This window comes from Streptomyces sp. NPDC031554 (genome assembly GCF_055580685.1).
In genome coordinates, this window is the sequence record NZ_JBVIKX010000002.1 from 198473 (window position 1) to 223003 (window position 24531).

General features: G+C 74.4%; 25 protein-coding genes. 10 read left to right on the plus strand and 15 right to left on the minus strand.

Annotation, left to right across the window (positions count from 1 at the left end; translation table 11 throughout):
- Positions 1 to 238: 238 nt before the first annotated feature.
- The 10 genes from ACZ5FU_RS06305 to zapE form a co-directional block, all read right to left on the minus strand.
- Entirely contained in the window at positions 239 to 1651 is a 1413-nt protein-coding gene (locus ACZ5FU_RS06305) for an MbnB/TglH/ChrH family RiPP precursor modification enzyme (protein ID WP_469044898.1), read from the minus strand.
- 278 nt (positions 1652 to 1929) lie between these two features.
- Positions 1930 to 2643 carry an aminoacyl-tRNA hydrolase gene (locus tag ACZ5FU_RS06310; RefSeq protein ID WP_469044899.1) on the minus strand — a complete coding sequence of 238 codons (714 nt, stop codon included), beginning with the start codon at positions 2641 to 2643 and terminating at the stop codon, positions 1930 to 1932.
- 70 nt (positions 2644 to 2713) lie between these two features.
- A complete protein-coding gene (locus tag ACZ5FU_RS06315; protein WP_451780006.1) occupies positions 2714 to 2902 on the minus strand; it encodes a hypothetical protein in 189 nt (62 codons plus the stop codon).
- 29 nt (positions 2903 to 2931) lie between these two features.
- On the minus strand, positions 2932 to 3867 hold the full coding sequence (locus ACZ5FU_RS06320) for a polysaccharide deacetylase family protein (protein ID WP_469044901.1): 936 nt from the start codon (positions 3865 to 3867) through the stop codon (positions 2932 to 2934).
- A gap of 108 nt (positions 3868 to 3975) precedes the next feature.
- Positions 3976 to 5370, minus strand: coding sequence for an alkaline phosphatase PhoX (locus ACZ5FU_RS06325; RefSeq protein WP_469044902.1), 1395 nt, complete (start codon positions 5368 to 5370; stop codon positions 3976 to 3978).
- Between the two features lie 90 nt (positions 5371 to 5460).
- A complete protein-coding gene (locus tag ACZ5FU_RS06330; protein WP_451526885.1) occupies positions 5461 to 6300 on the minus strand; it encodes a slipin family protein in 840 nt (279 codons plus the stop codon).
- 128 nt (positions 6301 to 6428) lie between these two features.
- Positions 6429 to 7886 carry a SulP family inorganic anion transporter gene (locus tag ACZ5FU_RS06335; RefSeq protein ID WP_451526886.1) on the minus strand — a complete coding sequence of 486 codons (1458 nt, stop codon included), beginning with the start codon at positions 7884 to 7886 and terminating at the stop codon, positions 6429 to 6431.
- A gap of 8 nt (positions 7887 to 7894) precedes the next feature.
- Positions 7895 to 8476 carry a carbonic anhydrase gene (locus ACZ5FU_RS06340; protein WP_451526887.1) on the minus strand — a complete coding sequence of 194 codons (582 nt, stop codon included), beginning with the start codon at positions 8474 to 8476 and terminating at the stop codon, positions 7895 to 7897.
- 101 nt (positions 8477 to 8577) lie between these two features.
- Positions 8578 to 8985, minus strand: a complete 408-nt coding sequence (locus ACZ5FU_RS06345) for a hypothetical protein (RefSeq protein ID WP_451779999.1) — start codon at positions 8983 to 8985, stop codon at positions 8578 to 8580.
- A 182-nt stretch (positions 8986 to 9167) separates the two neighbouring features.
- A complete protein-coding gene (gene zapE, locus ACZ5FU_RS06350; RefSeq protein WP_469044903.1) occupies positions 9168 to 10274 on the minus strand; it encodes a cell division protein ZapE in 1107 nt (368 codons plus the stop codon).
- 37 nt (positions 10275 to 10311) lie between these two features.
- Between zapE and ACZ5FU_RS06355 the strand changes: the two genes are divergently transcribed.
- From ACZ5FU_RS06355 to msrB, 4 genes are all read left to right on the plus strand, one after another.
- Positions 10312 to 11115, plus strand: coding sequence for a pyrimidine reductase family protein (locus ACZ5FU_RS06355; protein WP_451526890.1), 804 nt, complete (start codon positions 10312 to 10314; stop codon positions 11113 to 11115).
- Between the two features lie 250 nt (positions 11116 to 11365).
- Positions 11366 to 11839, plus strand: coding sequence for an indole-3-glycerol phosphate synthase (locus ACZ5FU_RS06360; RefSeq protein WP_451526891.1), 474 nt, complete (start codon positions 11366 to 11368; stop codon positions 11837 to 11839).
- Between the two features lie 310 nt (positions 11840 to 12149).
- Positions 12150 to 13538: a UDP-N-acetylmuramate--L-alanine ligase gene (gene murC, locus ACZ5FU_RS06365; RefSeq protein WP_468833102.1), complete on the plus strand. Its 1389-nt coding sequence runs from the start codon at positions 12150 to 12152 to the stop codon at positions 13536 to 13538.
- 14 nt (positions 13539 to 13552) lie between these two features.
- Positions 13553 to 13960, plus strand: coding sequence for a peptide-methionine (R)-S-oxide reductase MsrB (gene msrB, locus ACZ5FU_RS06370; RefSeq protein ID WP_451526893.1), 408 nt, complete (start codon positions 13553 to 13555; stop codon positions 13958 to 13960).
- 33 nt (positions 13961 to 13993) lie between these two features.
- Here msrB and ACZ5FU_RS06375 read toward each other — a convergent pair whose 3' ends face one another.
- From ACZ5FU_RS06375 to ACZ5FU_RS06385, 3 genes are all read right to left on the minus strand, one after another.
- A complete protein-coding gene (locus tag ACZ5FU_RS06375; RefSeq protein ID WP_469044905.1) occupies positions 13994 to 15016 on the minus strand; it encodes a lysylphosphatidylglycerol synthase transmembrane domain-containing protein in 1023 nt (340 codons plus the stop codon).
- A 333-nt stretch (positions 15017 to 15349) separates the two neighbouring features.
- Entirely contained in the window at positions 15350 to 16786 is a 1437-nt protein-coding gene (locus ACZ5FU_RS06380) for a sensor histidine kinase (RefSeq protein ID WP_469044907.1), read from the minus strand.
- Positions 16783 to 17472 carry a response regulator transcription factor gene (locus ACZ5FU_RS06385; RefSeq protein ID WP_451526896.1) on the minus strand — a complete coding sequence of 230 codons (690 nt, stop codon included), beginning with the start codon at positions 17470 to 17472 and terminating at the stop codon, positions 16783 to 16785. Before ACZ5FU_RS06385 ends, ACZ5FU_RS06380 begins: the two co-directional genes overlap by 4 nt.
- A 153-nt stretch (positions 17473 to 17625) precedes the next feature.
- Between ACZ5FU_RS06385 and ACZ5FU_RS06390 the strand changes: the two genes are divergently transcribed.
- The 6 genes from ACZ5FU_RS06390 to ACZ5FU_RS06415 all read left to right on the plus strand — a co-directional run bounded on the left by ACZ5FU_RS06390 (position 17626) and on the right by ACZ5FU_RS06415 (position 23270).
- Entirely contained in the window at positions 17626 to 18963 is a 1338-nt protein-coding gene (locus ACZ5FU_RS06390; RefSeq protein WP_469044908.1) for a ferredoxin reductase family protein, read from the plus strand.
- Between the two features lie 10 nt (positions 18964 to 18973).
- A complete protein-coding gene (locus ACZ5FU_RS06395) occupies positions 18974 to 19381 on the plus strand; it encodes an FMN-binding protein (protein ID WP_451526898.1) in 408 nt (135 codons plus the stop codon).
- Position 19382: 1 nt separating this feature from the next.
- The gene (locus ACZ5FU_RS06400; protein WP_451526899.1) at positions 19383 to 20162 is read left to right on the plus strand and encodes an FAD:protein FMN transferase; all 780 of its coding nucleotides are present in this window, start codon (positions 19383 to 19385) and stop codon (positions 20160 to 20162) included.
- A gap of 584 nt (positions 20163 to 20746) precedes the next feature.
- A complete protein-coding gene (locus ACZ5FU_RS06405; RefSeq protein ID WP_451526900.1) occupies positions 20747 to 21889 on the plus strand; it encodes an ABC transporter ATP-binding protein in 1143 nt (380 codons plus the stop codon).
- Positions 21886 to 22605, plus strand: coding sequence for an ABC transporter permease (locus tag ACZ5FU_RS06410; RefSeq protein WP_451779985.1), 720 nt, complete (start codon positions 21886 to 21888; stop codon positions 22603 to 22605). Before ACZ5FU_RS06405 ends, ACZ5FU_RS06410 begins: the two co-directional genes overlap by 4 nt.
- Positions 22602 to 23270: an ABC transporter permease gene (locus ACZ5FU_RS06415; RefSeq protein WP_451526902.1), complete on the plus strand. Its 669-nt coding sequence runs from the start codon at positions 22602 to 22604 to the stop codon at positions 23268 to 23270. Before ACZ5FU_RS06410 ends, ACZ5FU_RS06415 begins: the two co-directional genes overlap by 4 nt.
- 217 nt (positions 23271 to 23487) lie before the next feature.
- On the opposite strand, the gene ACZ5FU_RS06420 is transcribed toward ACZ5FU_RS06415, so the two are convergent.
- Both ACZ5FU_RS06420 and ACZ5FU_RS06425 read right to left on the minus strand, forming a co-directional pair.
- Positions 23488 to 24087 (minus strand): GTP-binding protein, encoded by a 600-nt coding sequence (locus tag ACZ5FU_RS06420; protein ID WP_451526903.1) that lies wholly within the window; start codon positions 24085 to 24087, stop codon positions 23488 to 23490.
- A complete protein-coding gene (locus tag ACZ5FU_RS06425) occupies positions 24074 to 24514 on the minus strand; it encodes a DUF742 domain-containing protein (RefSeq protein ID WP_451526904.1) in 441 nt (146 codons plus the stop codon). Before ACZ5FU_RS06425 ends, ACZ5FU_RS06420 begins: the two co-directional genes overlap by 14 nt.
- Between the last annotated feature and the right edge of the window lie 17 nt (positions 24515 to 24531).

Consider the following 24531-nt stretch of genomic DNA (forward strand, 5'->3'; position numbering starts at 1 on the left):
ACGCGCGTGCTTCGGGTGCGGAGTGGGCATATTACTGCGCCCGTCGAGGCAACTGCCGCCCGGGGGACAAAGGCTGCGGCTCGGGCTTTCGGGGTGAAACGCCCTTCGGGGCCGCGTGGCGGACGGGCGGAAAGCGTCGGGAGCCGCCCGCCCGGGAGGGACGGGCGGCTCCGGTGCCGGCCCCGGCACCCCCGCGTGCGGGGTGTGCCGTCGGCTTCGGTGACCGGGGCGCTCCCGGTCAGCGCCCGATCAGCGAGCGCCCCGCCCGGCCCACCCGTCCCAGCCGGGACAGCGGCCTCGGTGCCGGGCCCGAGCGGTCCAGCCACCAGCGCCGCAGCTCGCGCCGGGCCCGCCCCCGCGCCGGCCGCCCGCCCCGCAGCAGCTGCTCGGCGAAGTCCAGGGCGTCCTGCCGGTAGCCGCCGCGCATCGGGTGGCGCTGGGCGTGGGCGAGGAACGCGGACCGGTAGCCGGGGCCGAGGATCAGCGGCAGTTCCGGCGCCAGCTTCGCCACCACGTCGGCCCGCTTCGCGGCCAGCGCGCGGGCCTGCACACCGAGCCGCACCCGGTCGAAGCCCTCCGGTACGGGCGTACCGGCCACCAGCGCGGACAACAGGGCGGCCTGGGCGAGCCCGAGCCGCTGCCGCACGGCGTCGCCGACGGCCGACGGCTCGGCCGCCCCGGCTTCGGCCTCCCGCGGTGCCGTTCTTCCCGCTTCCGTCTCCTGCCGTGCGGTCAGCCCGGCTTCCGCGGCCCGCCGTGTCGTCCTCCCGGTCTCCGTCGTCTCCGCGGCCGGTGCGTCCCGCGGCGCGGTCCTCTCCCGCCGGCGCGTCCCCAGCCGCACCGCCTCCCGGATCGCGTCCACCTCGCGCTCCAGCTCCTTCGGCGCGGGGAAGTTCTCGTCGCGCTCCAGCAGCACCCCCGGCGGGGCGACCCGCGAGGTGAGGTCGGTCAGGATGTCGAGGACGGGGCGCGGCACCGGATGCGCGTGACTGTCGTGCCAGACGCCGTCCCGCTCGAAGCCGCCCGCGACATGGACGTACGCGATGGCCTCCAGCGGAAGCTCGGCGAGCGCCTTGGCGGGGTCCTCGCCCCGGTTCACGTGGTTGGTGTGCAGGTTGGCCACGTCGATGAGCAGCCGGACACCGGTGCGGTCGGCCAGCTCGTACAGGAACTGGCCCTCCGTCATCTCCTCGCCGGGCCAGGCGAGGAGCGCCGCGATGTTCTCCACGGCCAGCGGCACGGGCAGCGAGTCCTGCGCGACGCGCACGTTCTCGCACAGCACGTCCAGCGCGTCCCGGGTGCGGGGCACGGGCAGCAGGTGCCCGGCCTCCAGCCGCGGTGTCGCGGTCAGCGGGCCGCCCGCCCTGACGAAGGCGATGTGCTCGGTGACCAGCGGCGATCCCAGTGCCTCGGCCCGCGCGGCGAGCGCGGTCAGCCGCCCCTCGTCGGGCCGGTCGGCGCCGCCGAGGCCGAGCGAGACCCCGTGCGGGACGACGGTGACCCCGCGTTCGCGCAGCCGCAGCAGGGACTCGGGGAGGTGACCGGGGCAGACGTTCTCGGCCACGGCCTCGACCCAGTCGATGCCCGGCATGCGCTCCACGGCGTCCGCGATCTCCGGCCGCCAGCCGATTCCCGTACCGAGTCGCGTCATGGTCCCCTCCTTCGTCGCCGACTTCATCGCCGAGCCCCCCGCGTGGTGACCGGGATATGACCCCGCCGGCCGGGCCCGAACCGCCGACGAGGCCCCTTCAGAGCAACATTTGAGGTTCGGCCGCGCACCGCCGCACGGCCCGCCCGGCTCCGGGAAGTACGGAGGGCGGGCCCGTCCGGTTCACAGGGAGGGCGGCACGGGACCACCCGGTCGCACCGGAATCGGTGCCGCCGAAGCCGAAGCCGAAGCCGAAGCCGACACCGCCGATGTCGAAGCCGTCACCGTGAGCGCGAGCGCGAGCGCAGCGCCGGGTGTTCCGCGACCACCGTGCAGCTGCCCGGCGCGATCTCGGTGAACCCCGCGTCCCGCACCAGCGGCAGCCCGCTCGCGGTCAGCTCGCGCCAGCGCCCGGGCTCCGCGGTGCGCACGGCCAGCGGGAAGCCCGCCTCGCGCCACGCCGACCGCTCCTCGTCGGACAGCTCCCACCAGGCGAGCTGCGCGCCGTGCCCGGCCTGCGCCATGGCCTTGCCCGCCGACATCTCCACCTCGGGGCTCATCCACAGCACCGGTACTCCCGGAGCGGCCGGCTCCGGTTCCCGCGGGTCGTCGAGCTCGGTCCCCGACACCTGGAGCTTCGCCAGCTCCTTCGGCCACCCGTCCAGCGGCACCGGCACGAACACCCGCACCTGCGCCGTGCCCCCGGTCACGGTGATCCCGGGCAGTTCCCCGGCCCGCCGCCACTCGGCCCCACGGGCCCGCCGCACGACCTTGCGGATGCGGGCGTCCTGCCAGTCCCGTACGGCCCGCGCCCACTCGCCCTCCCCGAGGGCCCGCTCGTCGCTCAGCAGCACGAGCACGGCCCGGGCGGCCGTCTCGAGCGCGTCGGTGCGGCCGGGAGGGTCGGTCTTCTCCAGCCGCACGACGAGCGGAAGGACGAACTGGGGTGCCTGATCGCGCGGATTCGGCTCGGTCTGGAACGGGCTCTCACTCACTCGGCGCAGGGTACTGGACCGCCCGGCGCGCCTCGCGCCCCCGCCCCCGGGACCGTCGTACGGCCGGGGCTCAGCCCGAGCAGGCGGTCCGCTGGGCCTCCTGCCACTCGCACCCGGGGCACAGCGTGATCCCCCGGTACGCCCGCGGGTACTCCGTCGGCTTCCGGCACAGCACGCACTCCGCGTACGGCGGCCCCCCGGCCCCGGCCGGCCGGCTCGCGTCGATCGCACAAGGGGTGTCGTCGCCGTCGTCGCTCATGACCCCAGCGTACGAGAGCGGCGCGGGGCTCAGCGGCGGCCGCCCGCGGCGCCGATCAGCTCGGACACCTTCACGAACCGGTAGCCCCGGCGGCGCAGCTCGGGCACGATCGCGCGCACCGCCCGCTCGGTGACCGGGGCGGCGCTGCGCGTGCAGTGCATGACCACCACCGACCCCGGCCGCACGCCCTCCAGGACCTGTTGGGCCACCGCGTCCGCGTCGGTGGCGAAGGCGTCGCCGCTCACCACGTCCCACTGCACCGCCGTCACCCCGGTGCCGCTCACCGCGCGCAGCGCCCGTCCGTCGTAACAGCCGCCCGGGAAGCGGAAGTACGGCATCGCGTCCGGGATCCCGGCCGCACGGAAGGCCGCGTACGCCCGCTCCACGTCCGCCCGCATCGCCTCGCGCCCCACGGTCGGCAGCCCGTAGCAGTCGTCGGTGAAGGCGTGGTGGCTGTAGGAGTGGTTGGCGACCTCGAAGAGCGGGTCCCGGCCGATGGCGCGGGCCTGGGCCGGATACTCCTCCGCCCACCGGCCGGTCATGAACACGGTCGCCGGCACCCTCAGCGTGCGCAGGGCCGAGATCAGCGGAGGGTTGTCGAAGTGCTCCCCGGCCGCGGCCCGCGCTCCCTGGTCGGCGGTCATGTCGGCGTCGAAGGTGAGGGCGACGGTCCGGTCGCGGGTGCGGGGCGCGTGCGCGAAGACGGGGACCTGGCCGGCCGGTCCCGGCGCGAGGGTGGGCGGCCGGGACGCGGCGGGCGAAGGACGGCCGGCGGGGAGCGGACCGGCGGAGGGCCGGCCGGAGGCCGGGCGGGGGGCGCGGGGTGCCTGGGGCGCCTCGGAGGTGCCGCAGGCGGCGAGCACGGCGCCGAGAACACCGAGAACACCGAGAACACTGAGGATGCGGAGGACACCGAGGACACCGAGGACACGGGCGGCGGCGAGACGGGGTACGGGAAGGATCATCGTACGAAGCTATGAGCGACGGTGATCCGATCATGTGGAGATGTGCGCGCGCCTCGTGCCGCGTCACCCGCCCGGGTCACCGGGCAGGTGACCCGGGCGGGCACCGGCCTACCGGCGCCAGGGGCCCGTCACCGCGAACGTCGTCCCCGGCGTGTAGCAGTTGACGTACATCGTGCGGCCGTCGGGCGAGAAGGTGACGCCGGCGAACTCGCCCCACTCGGGCTCCTGCGGCGTGCCGCCCGCCGCGCCGGCGGCCGAGGCGATCGCCTGGCGTCCGCGCGCCATCGCGTAGACCTCGCCGCCCCGCGTCACCCCGAAGACGTGCTGGGCGCCGTTGCCGTCCTCGCAGACCATCAGGCCGCCGCTGGGCGCGAGGCAGATGTTGTCGGGGGACTCGCCCGGCAGCCGCACGTCCGTGTCCGGGCCGAAGACGATCACCAGGGTCAGCCGGCGGCGGGCCGGGTCGTAGCGCCAGACCTGGCCGAAATGGTCGGCCGCCGAGCCGTCGGTGGCACGGGCGAACGACGACACGAAGTACACGCACCGCCCGCCCCAGTAGCAGCCCTCCAGCTTCTGCGCGTGCGTGACGCCCTTCGGACCGAAGTCCTGCAACCTGACCGGGGTGCCGACGGCCAGCGGGTCGGGTACGTCGACCCACTCGACGCCGTCGAAGACCGTGCCCGTCTCGCGGACCGACGACAGGTCCGGCACGCCCGGCACGCGCATCGCCTGGAGCCGGCCGCCGGCGCGCAGCGAGCCCACGCCGCCCAGCGGCTTCGCGGGCAGGAAGCGGTAGAACAGGCCGAAGGGCTCGAGGAAGGCGTCCTCCGTCTCGTAGACGATCCCCAGGTGCGGGTCGACCGCGACCGCCTCGTGCTGGAAACGGCCCATCGCGGTCAGCGGGACCGCCCCGGTGCGGCGCGGGTCGGACGGGTCGACCTCGAAGACGAAGCCGTGGTCCTCGGCGTAGCCGTTGGTGCCGGCCTTGTCCTCGGTCTCCTCGCAGGTCAGCCAGGTGCGCCACGGGGTGGGCCCGCCCGCGCAGTTGACGGCCGTACCGGCGAGCGCGACCCGTTCGGCGACCACCTTGCCGCCCGGGTCCAGGGTCAGGGCCGTACAGCCGCCCTTGCCGGCCGGGTCGTAGGTCAGGCCGGCCACGGTGGGGACCGGGTACCGGGCGGTGGGGCGGTTCTCGTGGTTGCGGACCAGGTGGACGCGGCCGTCGCGGCCGGGGAGGGCTGCCATGCCGTCGTGGTTCGAGGGGACCGGGCCCTCCCCGGAGCGCAGCGCGTCGCCCTCGCGGGACAGCACCCGGTAGCGGAAACCTTCCGGCAGATCGAGCAGGCCGTGCGGGTCGGGCACGAGGGGGCCGTAGCCGCCGTGGCCGAGGTCCTGGGCGGCGATGGCCGTGCCGGGGAAGAGCTCGGACAGCGCCCCGGAGAAGGCGATGCCCGCTCCCAGGGCACCGGTGCGGGCGAGGATCTGACGACGGGTCGCGGACATGGGGTGACCTTCCTGCTGGCGGACAGGGACGGTGACCCCGCCGTGTCTATCACCCGGCGCCCGCCCCGGGAACCACGCGAGTGGCTCGTGTCACCGCTCCACCGGCGGGGCGGACGGCGACGGCGGGGAGCCGGGCCGTGACGGCTGCGGGGGCGGCGAGGGCTGCGGCTGTTGCTGGGCGCGCTCCAGGAAGCGCAGCAGTTCCACCGGGAACGGCAGCACAAGCGTGGAGTTCTTCTCGGCGGCCACCGCCACCACCGTCTGCAGGAGCCGCAGCTGGAGCGCGGAGGGAGTGTCCTCCATCTGCTGGGCCGCCTCGGCGAGCTTCCGCGACGCCTGGAGCTCCGCGTCCGCGTTGATGACCCGGGCCCGCCGCTCGCGGTCGGCCTCCGCCTGACGGGCCATCGAGCGCTTCATGGTGTCGGGCAGCGACACGTCCTTGATCTCGACCCGGTCGATCTGCACGCCCCAGCCCACCGCCGGGCTGTCGATCATCAGCTCCAGCCCCTGGTTGAGCTTTTCCCGGTCGGAGAGCAGGTCGTCCAGTTCACTCTTGCCGATGATCGACCGCAGCGAGGTCTGCGCCATCTGCGAGACGGCGAAGCGGTAGTCCTCGACGTTGATGATCGCCGCCGTCGGGTCCACGACCCGGAAGTAGACGACCGCGTCGACCCGCACGGTCACGTTGTCCCGCGTGATGCCCTCCTGCGCGGGCACGGGCATCGTCACGATCTGGAGGTTGACCTTGCGCAGCCGGTCGACGAAGGGCACCACCATGGTGAAGCCCGGCCTGCGCGCCTCGCCCGCGACCCGGCCGAGCCGGAGGACGACCCCGCGTTCGTACTGCTTCACGACCCGGGCGCCCGCCGCCACGTACGCGAACCCCGCGGCACCGACCGCCGCGGCCGCCGTCAGCAGCTCCTCGACCATCACGACCTCCTCCGGGAGAGGTCCGACACGCCTGTCCTGCAAAGATAGGCCCGCCGCCGGTCCCGGGGCCACGTGCCGGCGCCCGGAACCGACGGCGGGCGGGGCGAAAGCCCTCCGCCGGCCCGGCGCTACGCGGCCATGGTGACCCGCACCGGTTCGGTGCCGGCGTCGCTGTGCCGGGCCGCCCAGTTCTCCAGCGCCGTGCGGCAGGCGTGGTCGAGGTGGTGTAGACCGGAGAGGTCCAGCTCGACCGGACGGTCCTGCGGCAGGGCCTCCAGGCTGTCCAGGATCTTCGGCAGCCGCAGGAAGGTCGCGTTGCCCGACAGGTGGGCCTGGACGGGGCCGGAGCCCTTGTCGACGACCTCCGTCCTGACGTGCGAGGCCTCCCAGGCCGTCTTGACGACCGCCAGCGCCAGGCCGATCAGGACGCCCTCGAACATGCTGACCGAGACGATCGACACGGCCGTGACGACCAGGATCAGCGCCTCGCCCCGGTGGTCGCGCCACAGCGACACGACCGACCGGACGGGGATGAGCTTGGCCCCCGCGTGCACCAGGATGCCCGCGAGCGCCGGGAGGGGGATGTAGGCCAGCACGCCCGGCAGGAGCGCCGCGAACAGCAGCAGCCAGACGCCGTGCAGCACCCGGGACGCCTTGGTGCGCGCGCCCGCCTGCACGTTGGCCGCGCTGCGCACGATCACCGCGGTCATCGGCAGGGCGCCGAGCGCGCCGCAGACGGTGTTGCCCGCGCCCTGCGCGATGAGCTCCTTGTCGTACCGGGTGCGCGGCCCGTCGTGCAGCCGGTCCACCGCCGCCGCGCTGAACAGCGACTCGGCGGACGCGATCAGGGTGAACGCCACGATCGTGGCGATCAGACCGACGACGGCCGCCCCGTCGAGGGCGTCCGGGGACGGCGGCTGGATCGAGCCGAGCAGGCCCCGCACCTCCACGGTGGCCACCGGCAGGTCCAGCACCAGCGCGGCGAGGGTGGCCAGGGCGACGGCGGCGAGCTGACCGGGCACCGCGCGCGCCTTCGCCGGCAGCCGCCTCCACACCACGAGGAGGACGACGGTGCCGGCGCCCAGGGCGAGCGAGGCGAGCGAGGCGGTGCTGCCGAAGACGTCCACGACGGCCGCCGGCAGCCCGGCGATCTTCTCCAGGCCGGACGCGGGGGCCTCGGCACCGACCAGCGAGTACAGCTGGCCGGCGATCAGCACCAGGCCGATCCCGGCCAGCATGCCCTCGACGACGGAGACCGAGATGGCCCGGAACCAGCGCCCCAGCCTCAGGACGCCCATCGCGATCTGGAGCACGCCGGTGGCGAGCACGATCACACCGAGCGCGGGCAGTCCGAACTCCTGGACCGCCTCGAAGACCAGCACGGTCAGACCGGCCGCCGGTCCGGACACCTGGAGGCTGCTGCCGCGCATCAGACCGGTGACGACGCCGCCGACTATGCCGGTCACGAGCCCCAGTTCGGCGGGGGCGCCGGAGGCCACGGCCACGCCGACGCACAGCGGCAGCGCGACCAGGAAGACGACGAGGGAGGCGGTGAAGTCCTCCCTGAGGTGGGGGAACCTGGTCATCGGGGTCCTCACAGGGCCTCGAAGGAGTCGGTGTCGGCGCGGTGTTCGCGCACGGCGCCGGTGTGCACCTCGTAGTACCAGCCGCGCACCCGCAGCCGGCCGTCCGCGAGCCGCTTCTCCACGCACGGGTAGGAGCGCAGCCGCAGCAGTTGCGCGAGGACGTGGTGCTGCACGGCCTGCGCGACGGTCGGGTCGCCGGCGTCGGCGGCCGCGGGTTCGCCGGCGGCGTGCGCGAGCCAGGCGCGCACGGCCGGGACGGCGTCGAGGTCGTCGCCGCGCACGAGCGCGCCGACGGCACCGCAGTGCGAGTGGCCGCAGACGACGACGTCCCGGACGCCGAGCACCTCCACGGCGTACTCGATGGTGGCGGCCTCGCCGGTCGGGGGGTTCGAGACGTAGGGGGGAACGATGTTGCCGGCGGTGCGCAGCTCGAACAGCTGGCCGGGGCGGGCGCCCGTGATCAGGGCGGGGACGACCCGCGAGTCGGAACAGGTGATGAACAGGACGTCGGGTGACTGGCCCGCCGCGAGCTGGGCGAACTCCTCAGGGCGCTGTCCGAACGTACGGGCGTTGTCGATGAGGGGCTGCATGACGTGGTGATTCCTCCTGGCGCGCGGTGGGGTGCGCGTCGGACGTGCAGGACAGGTGGGGGAACTGCTGTTCCGCTCCGCTGCGGCAGCGGAGGGCCCTGTCAGCAGAGGAAGACCTGGAGGGCCGCCGGGGAGTGGGCGGTCGGGGGTCTCGCCCCGTGCCGGTGGAGGCCGGCCGGACCGGGGTCCCGGTGCCCGGCCGCCGGATCCCGGACCGGCCGGGGGCGCTCGTGCTGCTGCGGTGCCGGGCCGGCGGTGACGGTGGTGCGGTGCCGGTCGCGCACGCGCAGGGGGTCGGAGGGCTTCTCGGACCGGCCGCAGGGCCGGGAGGGGGAGATCTCGTCGCGCGCGGGCGTGGCGGAGGCCTTGATCCCGGGCACGGCCTTGGCCTCGGCATGACGGGCTGTGTACGCGTGTGCGAAGGAAGGGGCGAGTGTGAAGAAAGGGAGTGTCAGCAGGACGGCGACGAGGAGCGACATCGCGCCCCTGGCCGTCTCACCTCGGAACATGCGCCCCCTCCCGGCCGTTTCACGCCTCCGGTCCGGACCAAGGATTGGTCAACCGATGGTCAAGAAACACGTTAACCCTGCAAAGTTGTTTGCAGGGTTAACTCCACGTTTCCAGGCGAACTGCGCCTTAAAAACGCGGGTGGAGTGGCGCGAACCGGCCCTCGGTGGGGGCCGGCGGACGCTCAGGCGGACTCGACGAGCCGCTTGGCGTCGCGGGCCAGCGCGGTGAGGCGGGAGATCGCCCGGAAGTACTTCTTGCGGTATCCGCCGTTCAGCATCTCGTCGCTGAACAGGCGGTCGAACGGCAGTCCGGAGGCCAGCACCGGGACCTCGCGGTCGTACAGCCGGTCGGCGAGGACGACCAGGCGCAGCGCCGTGGACTGGTCGGGGACCGGCTGGACGTCGGTGAGACAGACCGCTTTCAGGCCGTCGGTCAGCGCGCCGTAGCGGCTGGGGTGGACCCGGGCGAGGTGGTCGAGCAGGCCCGGGAAGTCGTCGAGCGAGGACCCGGCGGTGGCGTACGCCGCCTTCGTCACCTGTTCCTCGGAGTACGGCGCCGGCGCCTCGGGCAGGCCGCGGTGGCGGTAGTCCTCGCCGTCGATGCGCAGGGCGCGGAAGTGCGCGGACAGCCCCTGGATCTCCCGGAGGAAGTCGGCCGCCGCGAACCGGCCCTCGCCGAGCTTGCCCGGCAGGGTGTTGGAGGTGGCCGCGAGGGCGACGCCCGCCTCGACCAGCTTGCCCAGCAGCGTCGAGACCAGGACGGTGTCGCCCGGGTCGTCCAGCTCGAACTCGTCGATGCACAGCAACCGGTGGCCGGAGAGGGTCCGCACCGTCTGCTGGAAGCCGAGGGCGCCCACCAGGTTCGTCAGTTCGACGAAGGTGCCGAACGCCTTGAGCGCGGGTTCGGCCGGGGTGGCGTGCCACAGCGACGCCAGCAGGTGCGTCTTGCCGACGCCGTACCCGCCGTCCAGGTAGACGCCGCGCGGGCCGGCCGGGACCTTCGGCGCCCTCGCCCGGCCCAGGCCGAGGAACCCCCGTCTGGCGGAACCGACGGCTTGCGCCCCGTCGAGACCCGCGGCGAAGTCCTCCAGGACCTCCACCGCCCGCGTCTGGCTGGGCTGGTTCGGGTCCGGGAGGTAGGTGCTGAAGCGCACCGAGTCGAACCGGGGCGGTGGCACCATCTCCGCGACCAGCCGGTCCGCGGGGACATGCGGCTCACGGGCGCACAGGGACACGGGGGCCGCGTCGGCTATCGGGTCGATGCCGAGGGCGGAACGGTAGGACGACACGGTTCCCCATGGTAAGCGCCGTGCCAGACTGCCTGGCATGCGACGGCTGTTCCCTGTGACCGACCAGACAGTGGCCGACCCCCCGGGCGAAGGGGGTGCGGCGGCACGGGCCCGTGAGTGGAGCCTCGACGAGATCGCCGACGCCTACGCCTACCCGGAGCCCGGTCCCGGCGGGCCGGCGCCCTGGCTGCGCGCCAACATGGTCTCCACGCTCGACGGCGCCGCCCAGCACGACGGGCGCTCCCAGCCCATCTCCGGCGCCACCGACATGCGCGTCTTCGGCACCCTGCGGGCGCTCGCCGACGTGGTGGTCGTCGGCGCCGAGACGGTACGCCGGGAGCAGTACCGCCCGGCACGCGCGCGTGCGGAGTTCGCGGAGCGGCGGAGGGCGGCCGGGCAGGGCGCCGCCCCGGCGATCGCGGTCGTCAGCGCCGGCCTGGACCTGGACCTCTCACTGCCGCTCTTCACCTCCCCGCTGGTCCCGACCCTGATCCTGACCGGCGCGGCGGCGGACCCCGGCCGGGTCGCGGCGGCCGAGAAGGCGGGCGCCCGGGTGGTGACCGCCGGGGACGGCGCGGGCGTCGACCCCGCGCGGGCCGTCCGGGCCCTCGCCGCCCTCGGGCACACCCGGCTGCTCACCGAGGGCGGTCCCCGGCTGCTCGGGCAGCTGGTGGCCGCCGGGGTGCTCGACGAGCTGTGCCTGACGCTCTCCCCGACGCTCACCGCGGGCGGCGCGCAGCGCATCGCGGGCGGACCCGGGGTCGCGGTTCCGCGACGGTTCGCGCTGGTGTCGCTCCTGGAGGAGGACGGGTTCCTCTTCAGCCGGTACGGGCGGGCCTGACGGACGGGACGGAAGGGAAAGGAAGGAACGGAAGTAACGGGAGGGAGGGGCGTGACGGGGTGCTGCCGGGGAAGGCGGGCGGCACCCTGAAACCGAATTCGACGGAACCTTCCGTTCCGGTTGACTTCGGATGGGCAGACTAGGACACGCAGACCCCGTGCGAACACGGGGAAGGATGGTTTCCGCAGGGTCTCGGAGGCCCGCGGAGGACTGAGGGCCACGGGGGTCCTCGAAGGAGAATGAGGCGCTGGTGTTCACAAGCGTTTTGATGATCGAGAAGGCCCTGACGTCCGCCGACGTGGAGTTCGTCACCACTTTGCACGGTGACGATCCGGTCTCGTTCCACGTCCTGCTCCAGCCGCGCGGCGACCAGGCGGACCGCCTGCTGCGGGCCATCGACGACGTCGCGCTCGGCGAGCTGGACGAGGCGGCGAAGGAGGGCGAGACGCCCGAGGGCGACGAGGCCAAGGGGTTCGGGGTCCGGGCCCTGGACGTGTCCTTGCAGGCGCTGCACGCCGCCGGCAGCGAGGCGGTGGGGCGGCTGGTGGAGGACCACCCGCTGGACGCGCTGAAGACGCTCGTCGAGGAGACCGGGGCGGACGAGGTGATCGTCCTGACCGATCCGCACTACGTGGAGGAGTTCTTCCACCGCGACTGGGCGTCGCGCGCGCGTCACAAGGTGGGGGTGCCGGTGCTGAAGCTGTTCTCGCACAGCAAGGTGTGACCGCCGCCGGCCTCGCGGGGTGAGGTGACCGCCGCCGGCCTCGCGGGCGACCCGCGTCGACGGGGCGGGCGGTGCTCCTGACCGCCGTCGGCCCGGCGGGGGCGGTGCGCCGTGGGAGTGCGGGTGCCGGGCGGCTCGCGGTCGGCCGTGGCCGGTCGCGCGGTTCACCCCGCCCCCGGGGGCGGGGTGGTGGGGCTTGGCCGGGTGGGCAGGCGTCCCGGGGCGGTTCGCCGTGCCCCTGGTCGGGTGGGGACGGTTCGCGCAATAGGGTGGGGGCGTCACCGTCGTACCGCATCTGGGAGAGACACGCATGGCACCCGGCCTTCCTTCCGCCATGGACCGACCGCACTTCATCGGCATCGGCGGCGCCGGGATGTCCGGGATCGCCAAGATCCTGGCCCAGCGCGGGGCCGAGGTGTCCGGCAGCGACGCCAAGGAGTCGGCGACCGCGCAGGCGCTGCGGGCGCTCGGGGCGACCGTGCACATCGGGCACGCCGCGGAGCACCTCGCCGACGACGCCGGCTGCGTCGTCGTCTCGTCGGCGATCCGCGCGGACAACCCCGAGCTGGCCCGCGCCGCCGAGCTGGGCATCCCGGTGGTCCACCGCTCGGACGCCCTCGCCCGGCTGATGGACGGCCTGCGGCCGATCGCGGTCGCCGGCACGCACGGCAAGACCACCACCACCTCCATGCTCGCGGTCTCGCTGTCCGAACTGGGCCTGGACCCGTCGTACGCCATCGGCGGCGACCTGGACGCGCCCGGCTCCAACGCGCTGCACGGCGCCGGCGAGATCTTCGTCGCCGAGGCCGACGAATCGGACCGCAGCTTCCACAAGTACGCCCCCGAGGTCGCGATCGTCCTCAACGTGGAGCTGGACCACCACGCCAACTACGCGTCGATGGACGAGATCTACGAGTCCTTCGAGACGTTCGCCGGGCGGATCGTGCCCGGCGGCACGCTGGTGATCTCCGCCGACCACGAGGGCGCGCGGGAGCTGACCCGGCGGGTCGAGGGCGTGCGGGTGGTGACCTACGGGGAGGCCGAGGACGCCGACGTGCGGGTGCTGTCGGTGGTGGCCCAGGGGCTGAAGAGCGAGGTCACCGTCCTGCTCGACGGGCAGGAACTGACCTTCGCGGTCTCCGTGCCCGGCCGCCACTACGCGCACAACGCCGTCGCCGCACTGGTCGCCGGGGTCTCGCTCGGGATCCCGGCCGCCGAGCTGGCGCCCGCCCTGGCCGCCTACACCGGCGTCAAGCGGCGCCTGCAGCTCAAGGGCGAGGCGGCCGGCGTGCAGGTCGTCGACTCCTACGCGCACCACCCGACGGAGATGACGGCCGACCTGGAGGCGATGCGCTCCGCCGTGGGCGACGCCCGCATCCTCGTCGTCTTCCAGCCGCACCTGTTCTCCCGTACCCAGGAACTGGGCAAGGAGATGGGGCAGGCGCTGGCCCTCGCGGACGCCTCCGTCGTCCTCGACATCTACCCCGCCCGCGAGGACCCGCTCCCGGGCGTGACCAGCGAGCTGATCATCGACGCCGGCCGGGCGGCGGGTGCCGCCGTGACCCCGGTGCACGACAAGGACGAGGTGCCGTCCGTGATCGCGGGAATGGCCGGGCCCGGTGATCTCGTTCTCACCATGGGCGCGGGCGACGTGACGGACCTGGGCCCGCGCATCCTGGACCGTCTCGCACAGAAGTAGAGGGGTTGGCCTTCATGTCGTACGACGTCGAAAAGCCCGACGAGCAGTGGCGGGCCGAACTGACCCCGGCCGAGTACGCCGTGCTGCGCCGGGCCGGTACGGAGCCCGCGTTCACCGGTGAGTACACCGACACGAAGACGACCGGTGTCTACTCCTGTCGGGCCTGCGGCGCCGAACTGTTCACCTCCGGCACCAAGTTCGAGTCCCACTGCGGCTGGCCGTCCTTCTTCGACCCGAAGGACACCGACGCGGTGGAGCTGATCGAGGACCGCTCGCACGGCATGCTGCGGACCGAGGTGCGCTGCGCGCGCTGCGGCTCGCACCTCGGCCACGTCTTCGAGGGGGAGGGCTATCCCACCCCCACCGACCAGCGGTACTGCATCAACAGCATCTCGCTGCGGCTGACGCCCGCCGAGGGCTGACCCCCACCCGTCCCCTCCCCGCGCCACCGCCCCTCACAGCACCTTCCGCTGCACCAGCGCCGACAGCACCAGCATCCCCGGCAGCAGCGGGAGCCAGACCGTCAGGACCCGGTAGCCGATGACGGTGGTCGTGGCGAGGGCGAGGGGGGTGCCGTAACCGGTCAGGGCGAGGACCAGGGCCGCGTCGACCGGTCCGATGCCGCCGGGGGCCGGCACCGCGGCCGCGGCGGTGCCGGCGGCCAGGAACGCGAAGACCAGCTGCGGCCAGGACAGCGGGACGCCGAGCGCGGTGCCCACCGAGGCCACCACGCACCCCTGGAGCAGCGGTGCCGCCACCGCCCCTCCCCACAGGGGGAGGAGGCGGCCCGGGCGGGTGTGCAGGTGCCGGGCGTCGGTGAGGGCGGTGCGGACGAAGTCCACCGCCGGGCGCCGCAGGGGGCGTACCAGGGCCAGTGTGACCGCGGCCGCGGCGGGCACGAGGAGGGCGCCCCCGACGGCCAGGGCCAGGGTCCGACCGTCCGGGAGGAGCGCCACGGGCGGTACGGCCGTCGGGGCGGCCAGCAGGAAGACCAGCAGGAGCGGGGCCTTCGCCATGGCCCTGACCAGGGAGTACAGGGCGATCGAGGCGGTCGCGCGGGGGAGCGGGACGCCCTGGCGCAACAGGAAGCGGACGGTGACCGCGTGGGCGCCGAGGTTCGCCGGCAGCAGGTGGTTCGCGGCGTCCGCGGCGATCTGGGAGGCGAGCAGCGGTCCCCTGGGCAGCCGGTCGGGGACCGCGCCCTGCCGGACACAGGCGGCGGCGACCCAGCCCAGACAGGTGAGGACGAGCCCGGCCGACAGCCACCACGGGTCGGCGGCGGTGAGGCGGGCGGCGCCGTCGCGGACGGCGGCCCCGTCGACCGCCGCCCAGACCCCGAGCAGCAGGAGCGGGAGCAGGACCGCGACGTGGCGGGCGGGGGAGCCGAGCGCGCGGCGGGCGGGGGAGACCGGCGGCGGGGGGCGGTCGTCGGTGCGGGGGAGCGGGGCGACGGGACCGTCGAGCGGCATCAGGGACACGGCGCACGGTGTCCTTCCGCGTCACGCCCGCGCACGGCGGGGCGACGGATCGGGGCGGGCGCGTCCGGCCCGTTCCCACCGCCCGCCCACCGGTCGCGGCGACGGCCGCGGGCGGTGGACGGGCGGGCGGTGGGCGGTGCGGTTGCGGCGGGGCGGGCCCTGGGCGGGGGAGGGGACGGGGGAGACGTTCCCCTCCGGGGTGACGGTGCGGTGTCCGCGAGCCGACGGTGTGCGGACGGAGGGGCGACCGCGGTGCTGGGGGATGTCTGCCCGCCGCACGGGCCGCTCATCCGCGGGACGGCCGCCGGGGCCCGGCCCGCGCGGTCCCGTGCCTCACCCGGCCGGCCGCAGGGGCAGGGTGAGGGTGAAGGCCGTGCGCGCCGGGTCGTCGTCCAGGGTGAGGGTCCCTCCGTGGGCCTCGACCAGGGAGCGGGCCACGGCCAGGCCGAGGCCGCTGCCGCCGCGGTCGCGGCTGCGGGCCTTGTCGACGCGGTGGAAGCGGTCGAAGACGCGGTCGCGGTCGCCGGGCGGGATGCCGGGTCCCTCGTCGGCGACGCGCACCCGCGCGGTGTGCGCGGCCGACGACACCGCGACGGAGACCGGGGTGCCGGGCGGGGTGTGCACGGCCGCGTTGGTGAGGAGGTTGTCCAGGACCTGCCGGACGCGCTGCGGGTCCAGGCGCAGCCGCACCGGCGCCGGGCCCGGCGCCACCGCCAGCGGGTGGTCGGGGTGACCGGCGCGGAACGCGTCGGCGGCCTGCTCGACCAGCTCCACCAGGTCCGCCTCCTCCGTCCGCAGCGGGGTCTCCGCCTCCGCCGCGTCCAGCCGCGCCAGCAGCAGGAGGTCGTCGAGGAGCACGCCCATGCGGGCGGCCTCGGCGCGCAGCCGGGCCAGGTGCCTGTCCCGTTCCCCGGGCTCGTTGGCGGCCGCGTACTGGAAGAGGTCCGCGTAGCCGCGCACGGACATCAGCGGGGTGCGCAGCTCGTGCGAGGCGTCCGCGACGAAACGGCGCAGCCGCTGCTCGGCCTCGGCGCGCACCGCGAGGGAGGCGTCGATGTGCTCCAGCATCGTGTTGAACGCGGTGCGCAGCTCCTCCACCTCCGGGCCGCCGCCGAGGGCGTCCGCCCGCACGTGCAGCCGCGGGGCCGACCCGGTGAGGTTGTGCGAGGCGATGCCGTGCGCGGTGTGCGCCATGTCGCTCAGCGGCTTCAGACCGCGCCGCAGCAGCGCCCGCCCGGCCACCACCAGCCCCAGCAGCGCCAGGCCGAAGGTGACGACCTGCACGGTGACGAGCCGCTCGATCGTGTCCTCGACGCCCTTCATCGGCGCCGCGCTGACCAGCACCACACCGGGCCGGACCTCGCACGCCCGCAGCCGGTAGACGCCCTCGCCGTCGAGTCGCACGGTGCGCAGCAGTTCGGTGTCGGAGTCCGCCATCGTCTCGGCGAACCGGGTGAGGGGACGGATGTCGTGCGGGATGTCGGCGGGCTGCCGCAGCACGGCCGAACCGCCCGAGACGTCGTACACCGCGGAGAACCAGCCCCAGTACGGTTTCTGCGTCACCGTGCCGTGCGCCGCGGCGTCCTTGGACTGCACGGTCTGCACGACCTTCATCTGGTAGCCCAGCTGGTGCTCCAGATAGTCCCGCATGTACGCGGTCAGCGCCGTGCCGACCACCGCGAACACCACCAGCGACAGCACGCCCAGGCCGAGCGCGAGCCGGGTGCCGAGCCGCAGCCCGCGGTACGACCCCCGGGCCCGGCGGATCACTCGGCGGCCCGCCGGACGACGTACCCGAACCCGCGCACCGTCTGGATCAGCGGCTCGCCCGTCGCGTCGAGCTTGCGGCGCAGCCGGCTGACCACGAGCTCCACCACGTTGGAGCGGCCGCCGAAGCCGTACTCCCACACGTGGTCGAGGATCTGCGCCTTGGTCAGGACCGTCGGCGACTTGCGCATCAGGTAGCGCAGCACCTCGTACTCGGTCGGGGTGAGCGTCAGCGTGCTGTCGCCGCGCCGCACCTCACGGGTGTCCTCGTCCATCGACAGGTCCCCCACCCGCAGCACCGACCGCTGGAACGCCGGACCCGCGCTGCGGCGCAGCACGGTCCGCAGCCGCGCCATCAGCTCCTCGACCGCGAACGGCTTGACCAGGTAGTCGTCACCGCCGCGGGTGAGCCCCGCGACCCGGTCGGCGACCCCGTCACGGGCGGTGAGGAAGACCACCGGCACCATCGTCCCCGAGCGGCGCAGCCGGTCCAGGACGCCGAAGCCGTCGAGGTCGGGCAGCATCAGGTCGAGCACCACGATGTCCGGCCGGAACTCCGCGGCGCGCCGCAGCGCCTCCTCGCCCGTGTTCGCGGTGACCGCGTCCCAGCCCTCGTAGCGGGCGACCGTCGCGACGAGGTCGGCGATCGGCGGGTCGTCGTCCACCACCAGGAGCCGTACTTTTTCCACCCGCCCATACTGCGCCACGCGCCCCGCGGCATCAGCCCCCCGGAGGCCGGCGGACCGGGATCGATATCCTCTTGAAAGTTGTACGACAGGGTATCGACAGCAACGGGCGGCGAAGCTCGGTGTCCTGAGGACCCGATCAAGGAGTTTCCGTCCGTGACGACCGTCCAGTCGCCCCCCGCACCCCCCACGGCGATACGCCCCGCGGTCGTGGCCCGCACCGGCCTGTACGCCGTGCCGGCCGCGAACGCGGCCGTCGTGACCCTCTTCGCCGTGCAGGCCGGCTTCGCCTCCAACGCCCTGCTCGTGCTCGGCCGCTTCGCCGGCCTCTACGCCGCCCTGCTGATGGCGTTCCAGCTGCTGCTGGTCGCCCGGCTGCCCTGGCTGGACCGGCGCATCGGCATGGACCGGCTCACGAACTGGCACCGCTGGACCGGCTTCGGCCTGCTGTGGACGCTGCTCGGGCACGTCGTCCTCGTCACCTTCGGCTACGCGCGGTCCTCCACCCTGGGCCCGGTCGGCCAGCTCGTCGACCTCGCCGAGACCGTCGAGGGCGTGCTCCGCGCGGTCGTCGCGTTCGCCCTGATCCTCGTCGTCGGCGGCGTCTCCGCCCGCTGGGCCCGCCGCCGACTGGCGTACGAGACCTGGCACTTCATCCACCTCTACACCTACGTCGCCGTGGTGCTGGCCTTCACCCACCAGGTCGCCGCCGGTACGACGTTCACCACCTCGCCCGCCGCCACGGCGTACTGGTACGCCCTGTGGAGCGTCGCCCTCGGCTCGGTGTTCCTGGGCCGGATCGCGCTGCCCCTGTACCGCAACCTGCGCCACCGGCTGCGCGTCGAGGCCGTCGTCCCCGAGTCCGACGACGTCGTCTCCGTGTACGTCACCGGCCGCGACCTCGACCGGCTGCCCGCCCGCGCCGGCCAGTTCTTCCTGTGGCGCTTCCTCACCAGGGACCGCTGGTGGCAGGCCAACCCGTACTCCCTGTCCGCCGCGCCCGACGGCCGGAGCCTGCGCCTGACCGTCAAGGCCGTCGGCGAGGGCTCCGCGGGACTGCGGCACCTGCGGCCCGGCACCCGCGTCTTCGCCGAGGGCCCCTACGGCGCCTTCACCGCGATGCGCCGCACCCGGCCGGAGGCCGTGCTGATCGCCGGCGGGGTCGGCGTCACCCCCCTGCGCGCCCTGCTGGAGGAGCTGCACGGCCGCACCGTCGTCATCCACCGCGTCGGCTCCGAGCGGGACGCCGTCCTCCACGACGAGCTGCGCGACCTCGCCCGGCTCAAGGGCGCCGAACTGCACCTGGTCACCGGGCCGCCCGTGCCCGACCGGCTGGCCCCCGACGAACTGCTGCGCCTGGTGCCGGACATCGCCGGCCGGGACGTGTTCCTGTGCGGGCCGCCCCCGATGATGAACGCCGTCCTGGGCAGCCTGCGCGCGCTGGGCGTGCCCCGGACGCAGATCCACTTCGAGCGCTTCAGCCTGGCGGGATGAGAGAGACATCGTGAAGCGAGCACTGCCGGTCCTGGTCCTGTCCGCCGCCGCACTCGTCCCCCTGTGGCGCTACGAGCCGTCGACGGGCACCGCGTCCGCGGAGGCCGCCGCACCGGCCTCGACGCCCTCCGTCCCGCCCTCCACCTCGTCCTCCGGCGCCGTCGTCGTCACGGGCACGACGGTGCGCACCGAGAAGGGCGACGTACAGGTGGAGGTCACCTTCGAGGGGGAGGAGATCACCGCGGTGCGGATGGTGCGGCAGCCGGACCACCCGCAGACGACGGCGGCCGTGCCGACGCTGGTCGCCGAGACGCTGGAGGCGCAGAGCGCGGACATCGACACGGTGTCCGGCGCGACGCTCACCAGCGAGGGCTACAAGGAGTCCCTCCAGGCCGCGATCGACGCGAAGGGCGCCTGACGTGCGCCGCGTCGAACACGTGATGGGGTTCCCGGTCTCCCTGCGCGTCGACGGCCCGGACGGGCGGGCCGACGCGATGGCCGGGGCCGCGGACGCCGTGTTCGGGTGGCTGCGCGAGGTCGACGAACGGTTCAGCCCGTTCCGGGCGGACAGCGAGGTGTCCCGCCACGGCCGGGGCGAGCTGCCCGCCTCCCGGATCGGTGCGGACCTCGCGGAGATCCTCGAGCTGTGCGAGCGCTACCGGGTCGCCACCGGCGGCGCCTTCGACGCCCGGCTGCCGGGGAGGGGGTTCGACCCCTGCGCGATCGTGAAGGGCTGGGCGGTGCAGCGGGCCGCGGAGCGGCTGGCCGCCGCCGGGGCGGAGCGGTTCTGCCTCAACGCCGGCGGCGACGTCGTCGTCCGCGGCGGCCCGTGGCGGGTGGGCGTACGGCACCCGGAGATCGCCGACCGGCTGTGCACGGTGCTGGAGCTGACCGACGGGGCCGTCGCGACCTCCGCGCGCTACGAACGCGGCGACCACATCGTCGACGGGCGCACCGGACGGCCGGCGACCGGACTGCTGTCCGTCAGCGTCGTGGCGGCGACCCTGACGGAGGCGGACGCGGTGGCGACCGCCGCCTTCGCGATGGGCACGGAGGGCGTCGCGTGGGCGGCGGGCCTGCCGGGGTGCGAGGTGTACGCCGTGGACGCGGGACGAAGCGTCCTGCGGACGGCAGGGTTTCCGACGGCGGGCGCTCCGGCGACCGGGGTTCCGGCGGTGCCGGGGGCGGGGGTGGGATGAGTCCGGGGGTGGGCGCGCTGGTCGTCGCGGCCCGGGGGCCGGGGTGGGGCGCGGCGGTGGCGGCGTGGGTGCTCTCCCGTCCTCCCACCCGGTGAGCCGGGCCGGGGGACGGGAGAGGCCCGTCGGTCCGTCGGGCCGTAGGGCCGTCGATCCGACGGACCGTTGATCCGTCAGGCAGTCAGGCAGTCAGGCGGTCTATCCGTAGGGCCGTCGCTCCGTCCGACCGGTGTCCGGTTCCCGCCCGGGTCCCGCCTTCCCGGGCGGGACCGCCCCGGTCCGGGCCGAGTCGCCCCCGTCCGCCACGAAGTCCCGTCCGCCGGACCGGCACGGTCGGGCGGCAGGCCCCGGCCGTGCGCCCGGACGCGCCCGGCGCACCGGGAACCGCCCGGACGGCATCGGGGCGGGCGCGCGGTCCGCGCGGCGGCCCGGCGCGGGCCCGTCGATCCGGTGAAGGACCGGGGGAAGCCCGCCGCGCCCGTCAAAACCCCCGCAACACAAGCCGTCTAGACTCTCCCCGCAACGGCTCGGAACTTGCGTGGTCGAGAACGGGCAGACACGGCCAGACCCGAAGGGTATTCGGCGCTTTGATACGGATAGATTCAGTCACCAAGCGGTATCCGGACGGGACGGTGGCGGTCGACCGCCTCTCCCTCGAGATACCGGACCGTGCCATCACCGTCCTCGTCGGCCCCTCGGGATGCGGCAAGACGACGACCCTGCGCATGATCAACCGGATGGTCGAGCCGAGCGAGGGCAGCATCCTCATCGACGGCGTCGACAGCCGTCAGCAGCCGGTCAACACCCTGCGCCGGTCGATGGGTTACGTCATCCAGAACGCCGGACTCTTCCAGCACCGCACGATCATCGACAACATCGCCACCGTGCCGCGCCTGCTCGGCTGGAGCAAGGACAAGTCCCGCGCCCGCGCCCGTGAGTTGATGGACCGTGTCGGTCTCGACGCCTCGCTCGCCAAGCGCTACCCCTACCAGCTCTCCGGCGGACAGCAGCAGCGCGTCGGTGTCGCGCGCGCCCTCGCCGCCGACCCGCCCGTCCTGCTGATGGACGAGCCGTTCTCCGCCGTCGACCCCGTCGTCCGCAAGGGTCTTCAGGACGAACTCCTGCGACTCCAGGACGAGTTGGGCAAGACCATCGTCTTCGTCACGCACGACATCGACGAGGCCGTCAAGATCGGCACGATGGTCGCCGTCCTGCGGACGGGCGGCCGGCTCGCCCAGTTCGCGCCGCCCGCCGAGCTCCTGTCGAGCCCCGCCGACGCGTTCGTCGAGGACTTCCTCGGCGCCGACCGCGGCATCCGGCGCCTGTCGTTCTTCTCCTCCGCGGGGCTCGACCTGCTGACCGCGCCGATCGTCGCCGTCGACGCCTCCGCGCAGCAGATCGCCGCCCGCGCCGGCGCGCCCTACCTCCTCGTCACCGACGTCGACGGCAGGCCCCTCGGCTGGAGCGAGCCGGACCGGCTCACCGCGGGCCACGTCGACGTGAGCCGACTGCTGTCCCACGGGCGGCCGTTCGTGGCCGGACGGGACTCGCTGCGGGCTGCCCTCGACTGCGCCGTGCTCTCGCCCACCGGCTGGGCGGTCGCCGTGGACGGCGAGGGACGGGCGGCCGGGGTCGTCCCCCAGCAGGCCATCGCCGAGGCGATCCGCGGTGCCCACGAGGACGGCGGAGCCCCCCGGGACGGCGCCGGCCGGCCCAAGGTCCTGCGATGAACCGCTTCTTCGACATCCCCAGCGACCTCCAGCACAGTTGGTGGGGGCTGATCGGACTGCACCTGCGCGAGGCGCTGCTGCCCGTCCTGGCCGGCCTGCTGCTGGCCCTCCCGCTCGGCCAGCTCTGCGTGCGCCTGCGCTGGCTGTACGCGCCGGTGCTGTGGGTGACCACCGTGCTGTACGCCATCCCCTCGCTGGCCTTCTTCGTCGTGCTCATCGACTACACCGGCCAGACCGAACTGACCGTGATGATCCCGCTGACCGTCTACAGCCTGGTCGTGCTGGTCCCCGCCATCGTCGACGCGGTGCGCTCGGTACCGCAGGAGACCCTCGCCGCGGCCACCGCCATGGGCTTCGGTCCGGTACGCCGCTACCTCCAGGTGCAGCTGCCGATCGCCGTGCCCGCGATCATCGCCGGGCTGCGGGTGGCCACCGTGTCCAGCATCAGCCTCGTCAGCGTCGGCGCCCTCATCGGCAACCAGGGCGCCCTCGGCAACCTCCTGCACGACGCCACCATCTACAACCGTCCCGAGCTCGCCTGGAACGCCGTCCTCACCATGGCCGTCCTGGCGATGCTCGCCGACACCGCGCTGGTGCTCGTACGGGTCCTGCTCACCCCGTGGATGCCGAGCGGTGCCGGACGCCGCAGGACGCCCCGATCCGCCGGGACCCGGCCCGTGCCGGCCGAACCCGCCCTCAAGGACGCAGCCCGGTGAACGTACTCCACTTCGTCAGCGCCTTCTTCGGCGACAGCGCCCACTGGCAGGGCTACGACGGCATCCCCACCCGCCTGGGCGAGCACCTCGGCTACACCCTGGAGGCGCTCGCCCTGGCCGCCCTGATCGGACTGCCGGTCGGCCTGCTCACCGGTCACTACGGCCGCGGCGGCAACGCCCTCGCCATGGTCGCCACCGCCGCACGGGCCCTGCCCACCTTCGGTCTGCTGGTGCTGATGACGATGCTGATCGGCTTCGGCATGCTGCCCGTGATGATCCCGCTGGTCGTCCTCGCCGTCCCGCCCGTGCTGGTCACCACCTACGAGGCGATGCGCTCCGTCGACCCGTCCCCGGTGGACGCCGCGCGGGGCATGGGCATGGCCGAGACCCGGATCCTGCTCCAGGTGGAACTCCCGGCGGCCCTCCCGCTGGTCCTGGGCGGCCTGCGCTCGGCCGCCATCCAGATCGTCTCCACCGCCACCATCGCCGCCTACGTCAGCCTCGGCGGCCTCGGCCGCTACATCATCGACGGCCTCTACCAGCGCGACTACGAGAAGGTCGTCGGCGGCGCCACCCTCACCGCCGGCATGGCCCTGGCCACCCTCGCGGTGTTCTGGGCGGTCACCAAGGCGACGGTGTCACCGGGGGTGCGCAGGAGCGCGTAGCGGCCGGGGGACGACCCTGCGGACCGCCCCGGCCCGCGGACCGTCCCGGCCTCCGGACCGTCGGTGGGTCCGGCCGTGGGGCCTTCGGTCCGCGGGGCCCGCGGACCGGCGGGGCGGTCCGCCGAACCGCCCGGCCCCGCTCCGGTTCCCCGGCCGGTTCCGGCTCCCCGGGCGGGGCGGACCGCCCGGACCGGGACCGCCGGGCCCGGGGCGGACGTCACCCCTGCGACCGGGCCAGCGCCTGCTCCAGGACCACCAGCAGCGCGTCCCGCACCGAGCCGCGCTCACGGGCGTCGAAGACCAGGACCGGGACGCCCTCGGACACGTCGAGGGCCCAGCGGACCTCGTCCAGCCCGTGCTCGACCCGGCCGTCGAAGGCGTTCACCGCCACGGCGAACGGGATCCGCTTGTGCTCGAAGTAGTCGACGGCGGCGTAGCAGTCGTCGAGACGGCGGGTGTCGACGATGACGAGGCCGCCGACCGCGCCCTCCACGATGTCGTCCCACATGAAACCGAAACGTTCCTGCCCCGGCGTGCCGAACAGGTACAGCTTCAGGGTCGGGTCGATGGTGATGCAGCCGAAGTCCATCGCGACCGTGGTGGTGGTCTTGCGCGGGGTGTGGCTGAGGTCGTCGACCCCCGCCGCCACCTCGGTGATGGCGGCCTCGGTGGTCAGCGGCTCGATCTCGGAGATCGAGCCGACGGCGGTGGTCTTGCCCACGCCGAAGCCGCCTGCGATCACCAGTTTCACCGGCAGCGGCGGCCGTACGGCGGCCTGTCCGGCGAAATGGCCGACAAGCGGTTCAGTCGGAGTCACGGAGTACCCCCCGGGAGTCGGGGATGGCCCGCAGGCCATCGATAACCCTGCGCAGGACGGACGCGTCATGGGTGACGCCGGAGTCGGGCACGTGCACCGACAGCTGCCCGGCCGCGCGCAGATCCTCGGCCAGGACCCGCACCACGTTCAGGTGCAGCCGCAGCCGGGCCGCGATCTCCGCGATCGACTGCGGCTGCCTGCATGCGGCGACGATGTCGTGCTGTTCGAAGGAGAGCCGGTCGAGCGCGGCGAGCCCGGCGGCGGTGGCCACCAGCTGGGTCTCCACCGGCATCGGCCGGCCGGCCGCGGCCTCGTCGGAGCCCGCGACCCGGCCGGCGGTGACCAGAAAGGGCCGGACGGCGGACGCCGGGCCGACGGGTGCGACGCCGTCCTCGCCGGCGCCGCGCGGAGTGCGGCCGTCCGCCATCGGTGGTGGGTTTCCTC

Excerpts from the sequence above, each read along its gene's own strand:
- ACZ5FU_RS06305 (WP_469044898.1), bottom strand. The coding sequence starts at position 1,651 with ATGACGCGACTCGGTACGGGAATCGGCTGGCGGCCGGAGATCGCGGAC.
- ACZ5FU_RS06315 (WP_451780006.1), bottom strand. The coding sequence starts at position 2,902 with ATGAGCGACGACGGCGACGACACCCCTTGTGCGATCGACGCGAGCCGG.
- ACZ5FU_RS06320 (WP_469044901.1), bottom strand. The coding sequence starts at position 3,867 with ATGATCCTTCCCGTACCCCGTCTCGCCGCCGCCCGTGTCCTCGGTGTC.
- ACZ5FU_RS06325 (WP_469044902.1), bottom strand. The coding sequence starts at position 5,370 with ATGTCCGCGACCCGTCGTCAGATCCTCGCCCGCACCGGTGCCCTGGGA.
- ACZ5FU_RS06330 (WP_451526885.1), bottom strand. The coding sequence starts at position 6,300 with ATGGTCGAGGAGCTGCTGACGGCGGCCGCGGCGGTCGGTGCCGCGGGG.
- ACZ5FU_RS06335 (WP_451526886.1), bottom strand. The coding sequence starts at position 7,886 with ATGACCAGGTTCCCCCACCTCAGGGAGGACTTCACCGCCTCCCTCGTC.
- ACZ5FU_RS06340 (WP_451526887.1), bottom strand. The coding sequence starts at position 8,476 with ATGCAGCCCCTCATCGACAACGCCCGTACGTTCGGACAGCGCCCTGAG.
- ACZ5FU_RS06345 (WP_451779999.1), bottom strand. The coding sequence starts at position 8,985 with ATGTTCCGAGGTGAGACGGCCAGGGGCGCGATGTCGCTCCTCGTCGCC.
- ACZ5FU_RS06355 (WP_451526890.1), top strand. The coding sequence starts at position 10,312 with ATGCGACGGCTGTTCCCTGTGACCGACCAGACAGTGGCCGACCCCCCG.
- murC (WP_468833102.1), top strand. The coding sequence starts at position 12,150 with ATGGCACCCGGCCTTCCTTCCGCCATGGACCGACCGCACTTCATCGGC.
- msrB (WP_451526893.1), top strand. The coding sequence starts at position 13,553 with ATGTCGTACGACGTCGAAAAGCCCGACGAGCAGTGGCGGGCCGAACTG.
- ACZ5FU_RS06410 (WP_451779985.1), top strand. The coding sequence starts at position 21,886 with ATGAACCGCTTCTTCGACATCCCCAGCGACCTCCAGCACAGTTGGTGG.
- ACZ5FU_RS06425 (WP_451526904.1), bottom strand. The coding sequence starts at position 24,514 with ATGGCGGACGGCCGCACTCCGCGCGGCGCCGGCGAGGACGGCGTCGCA.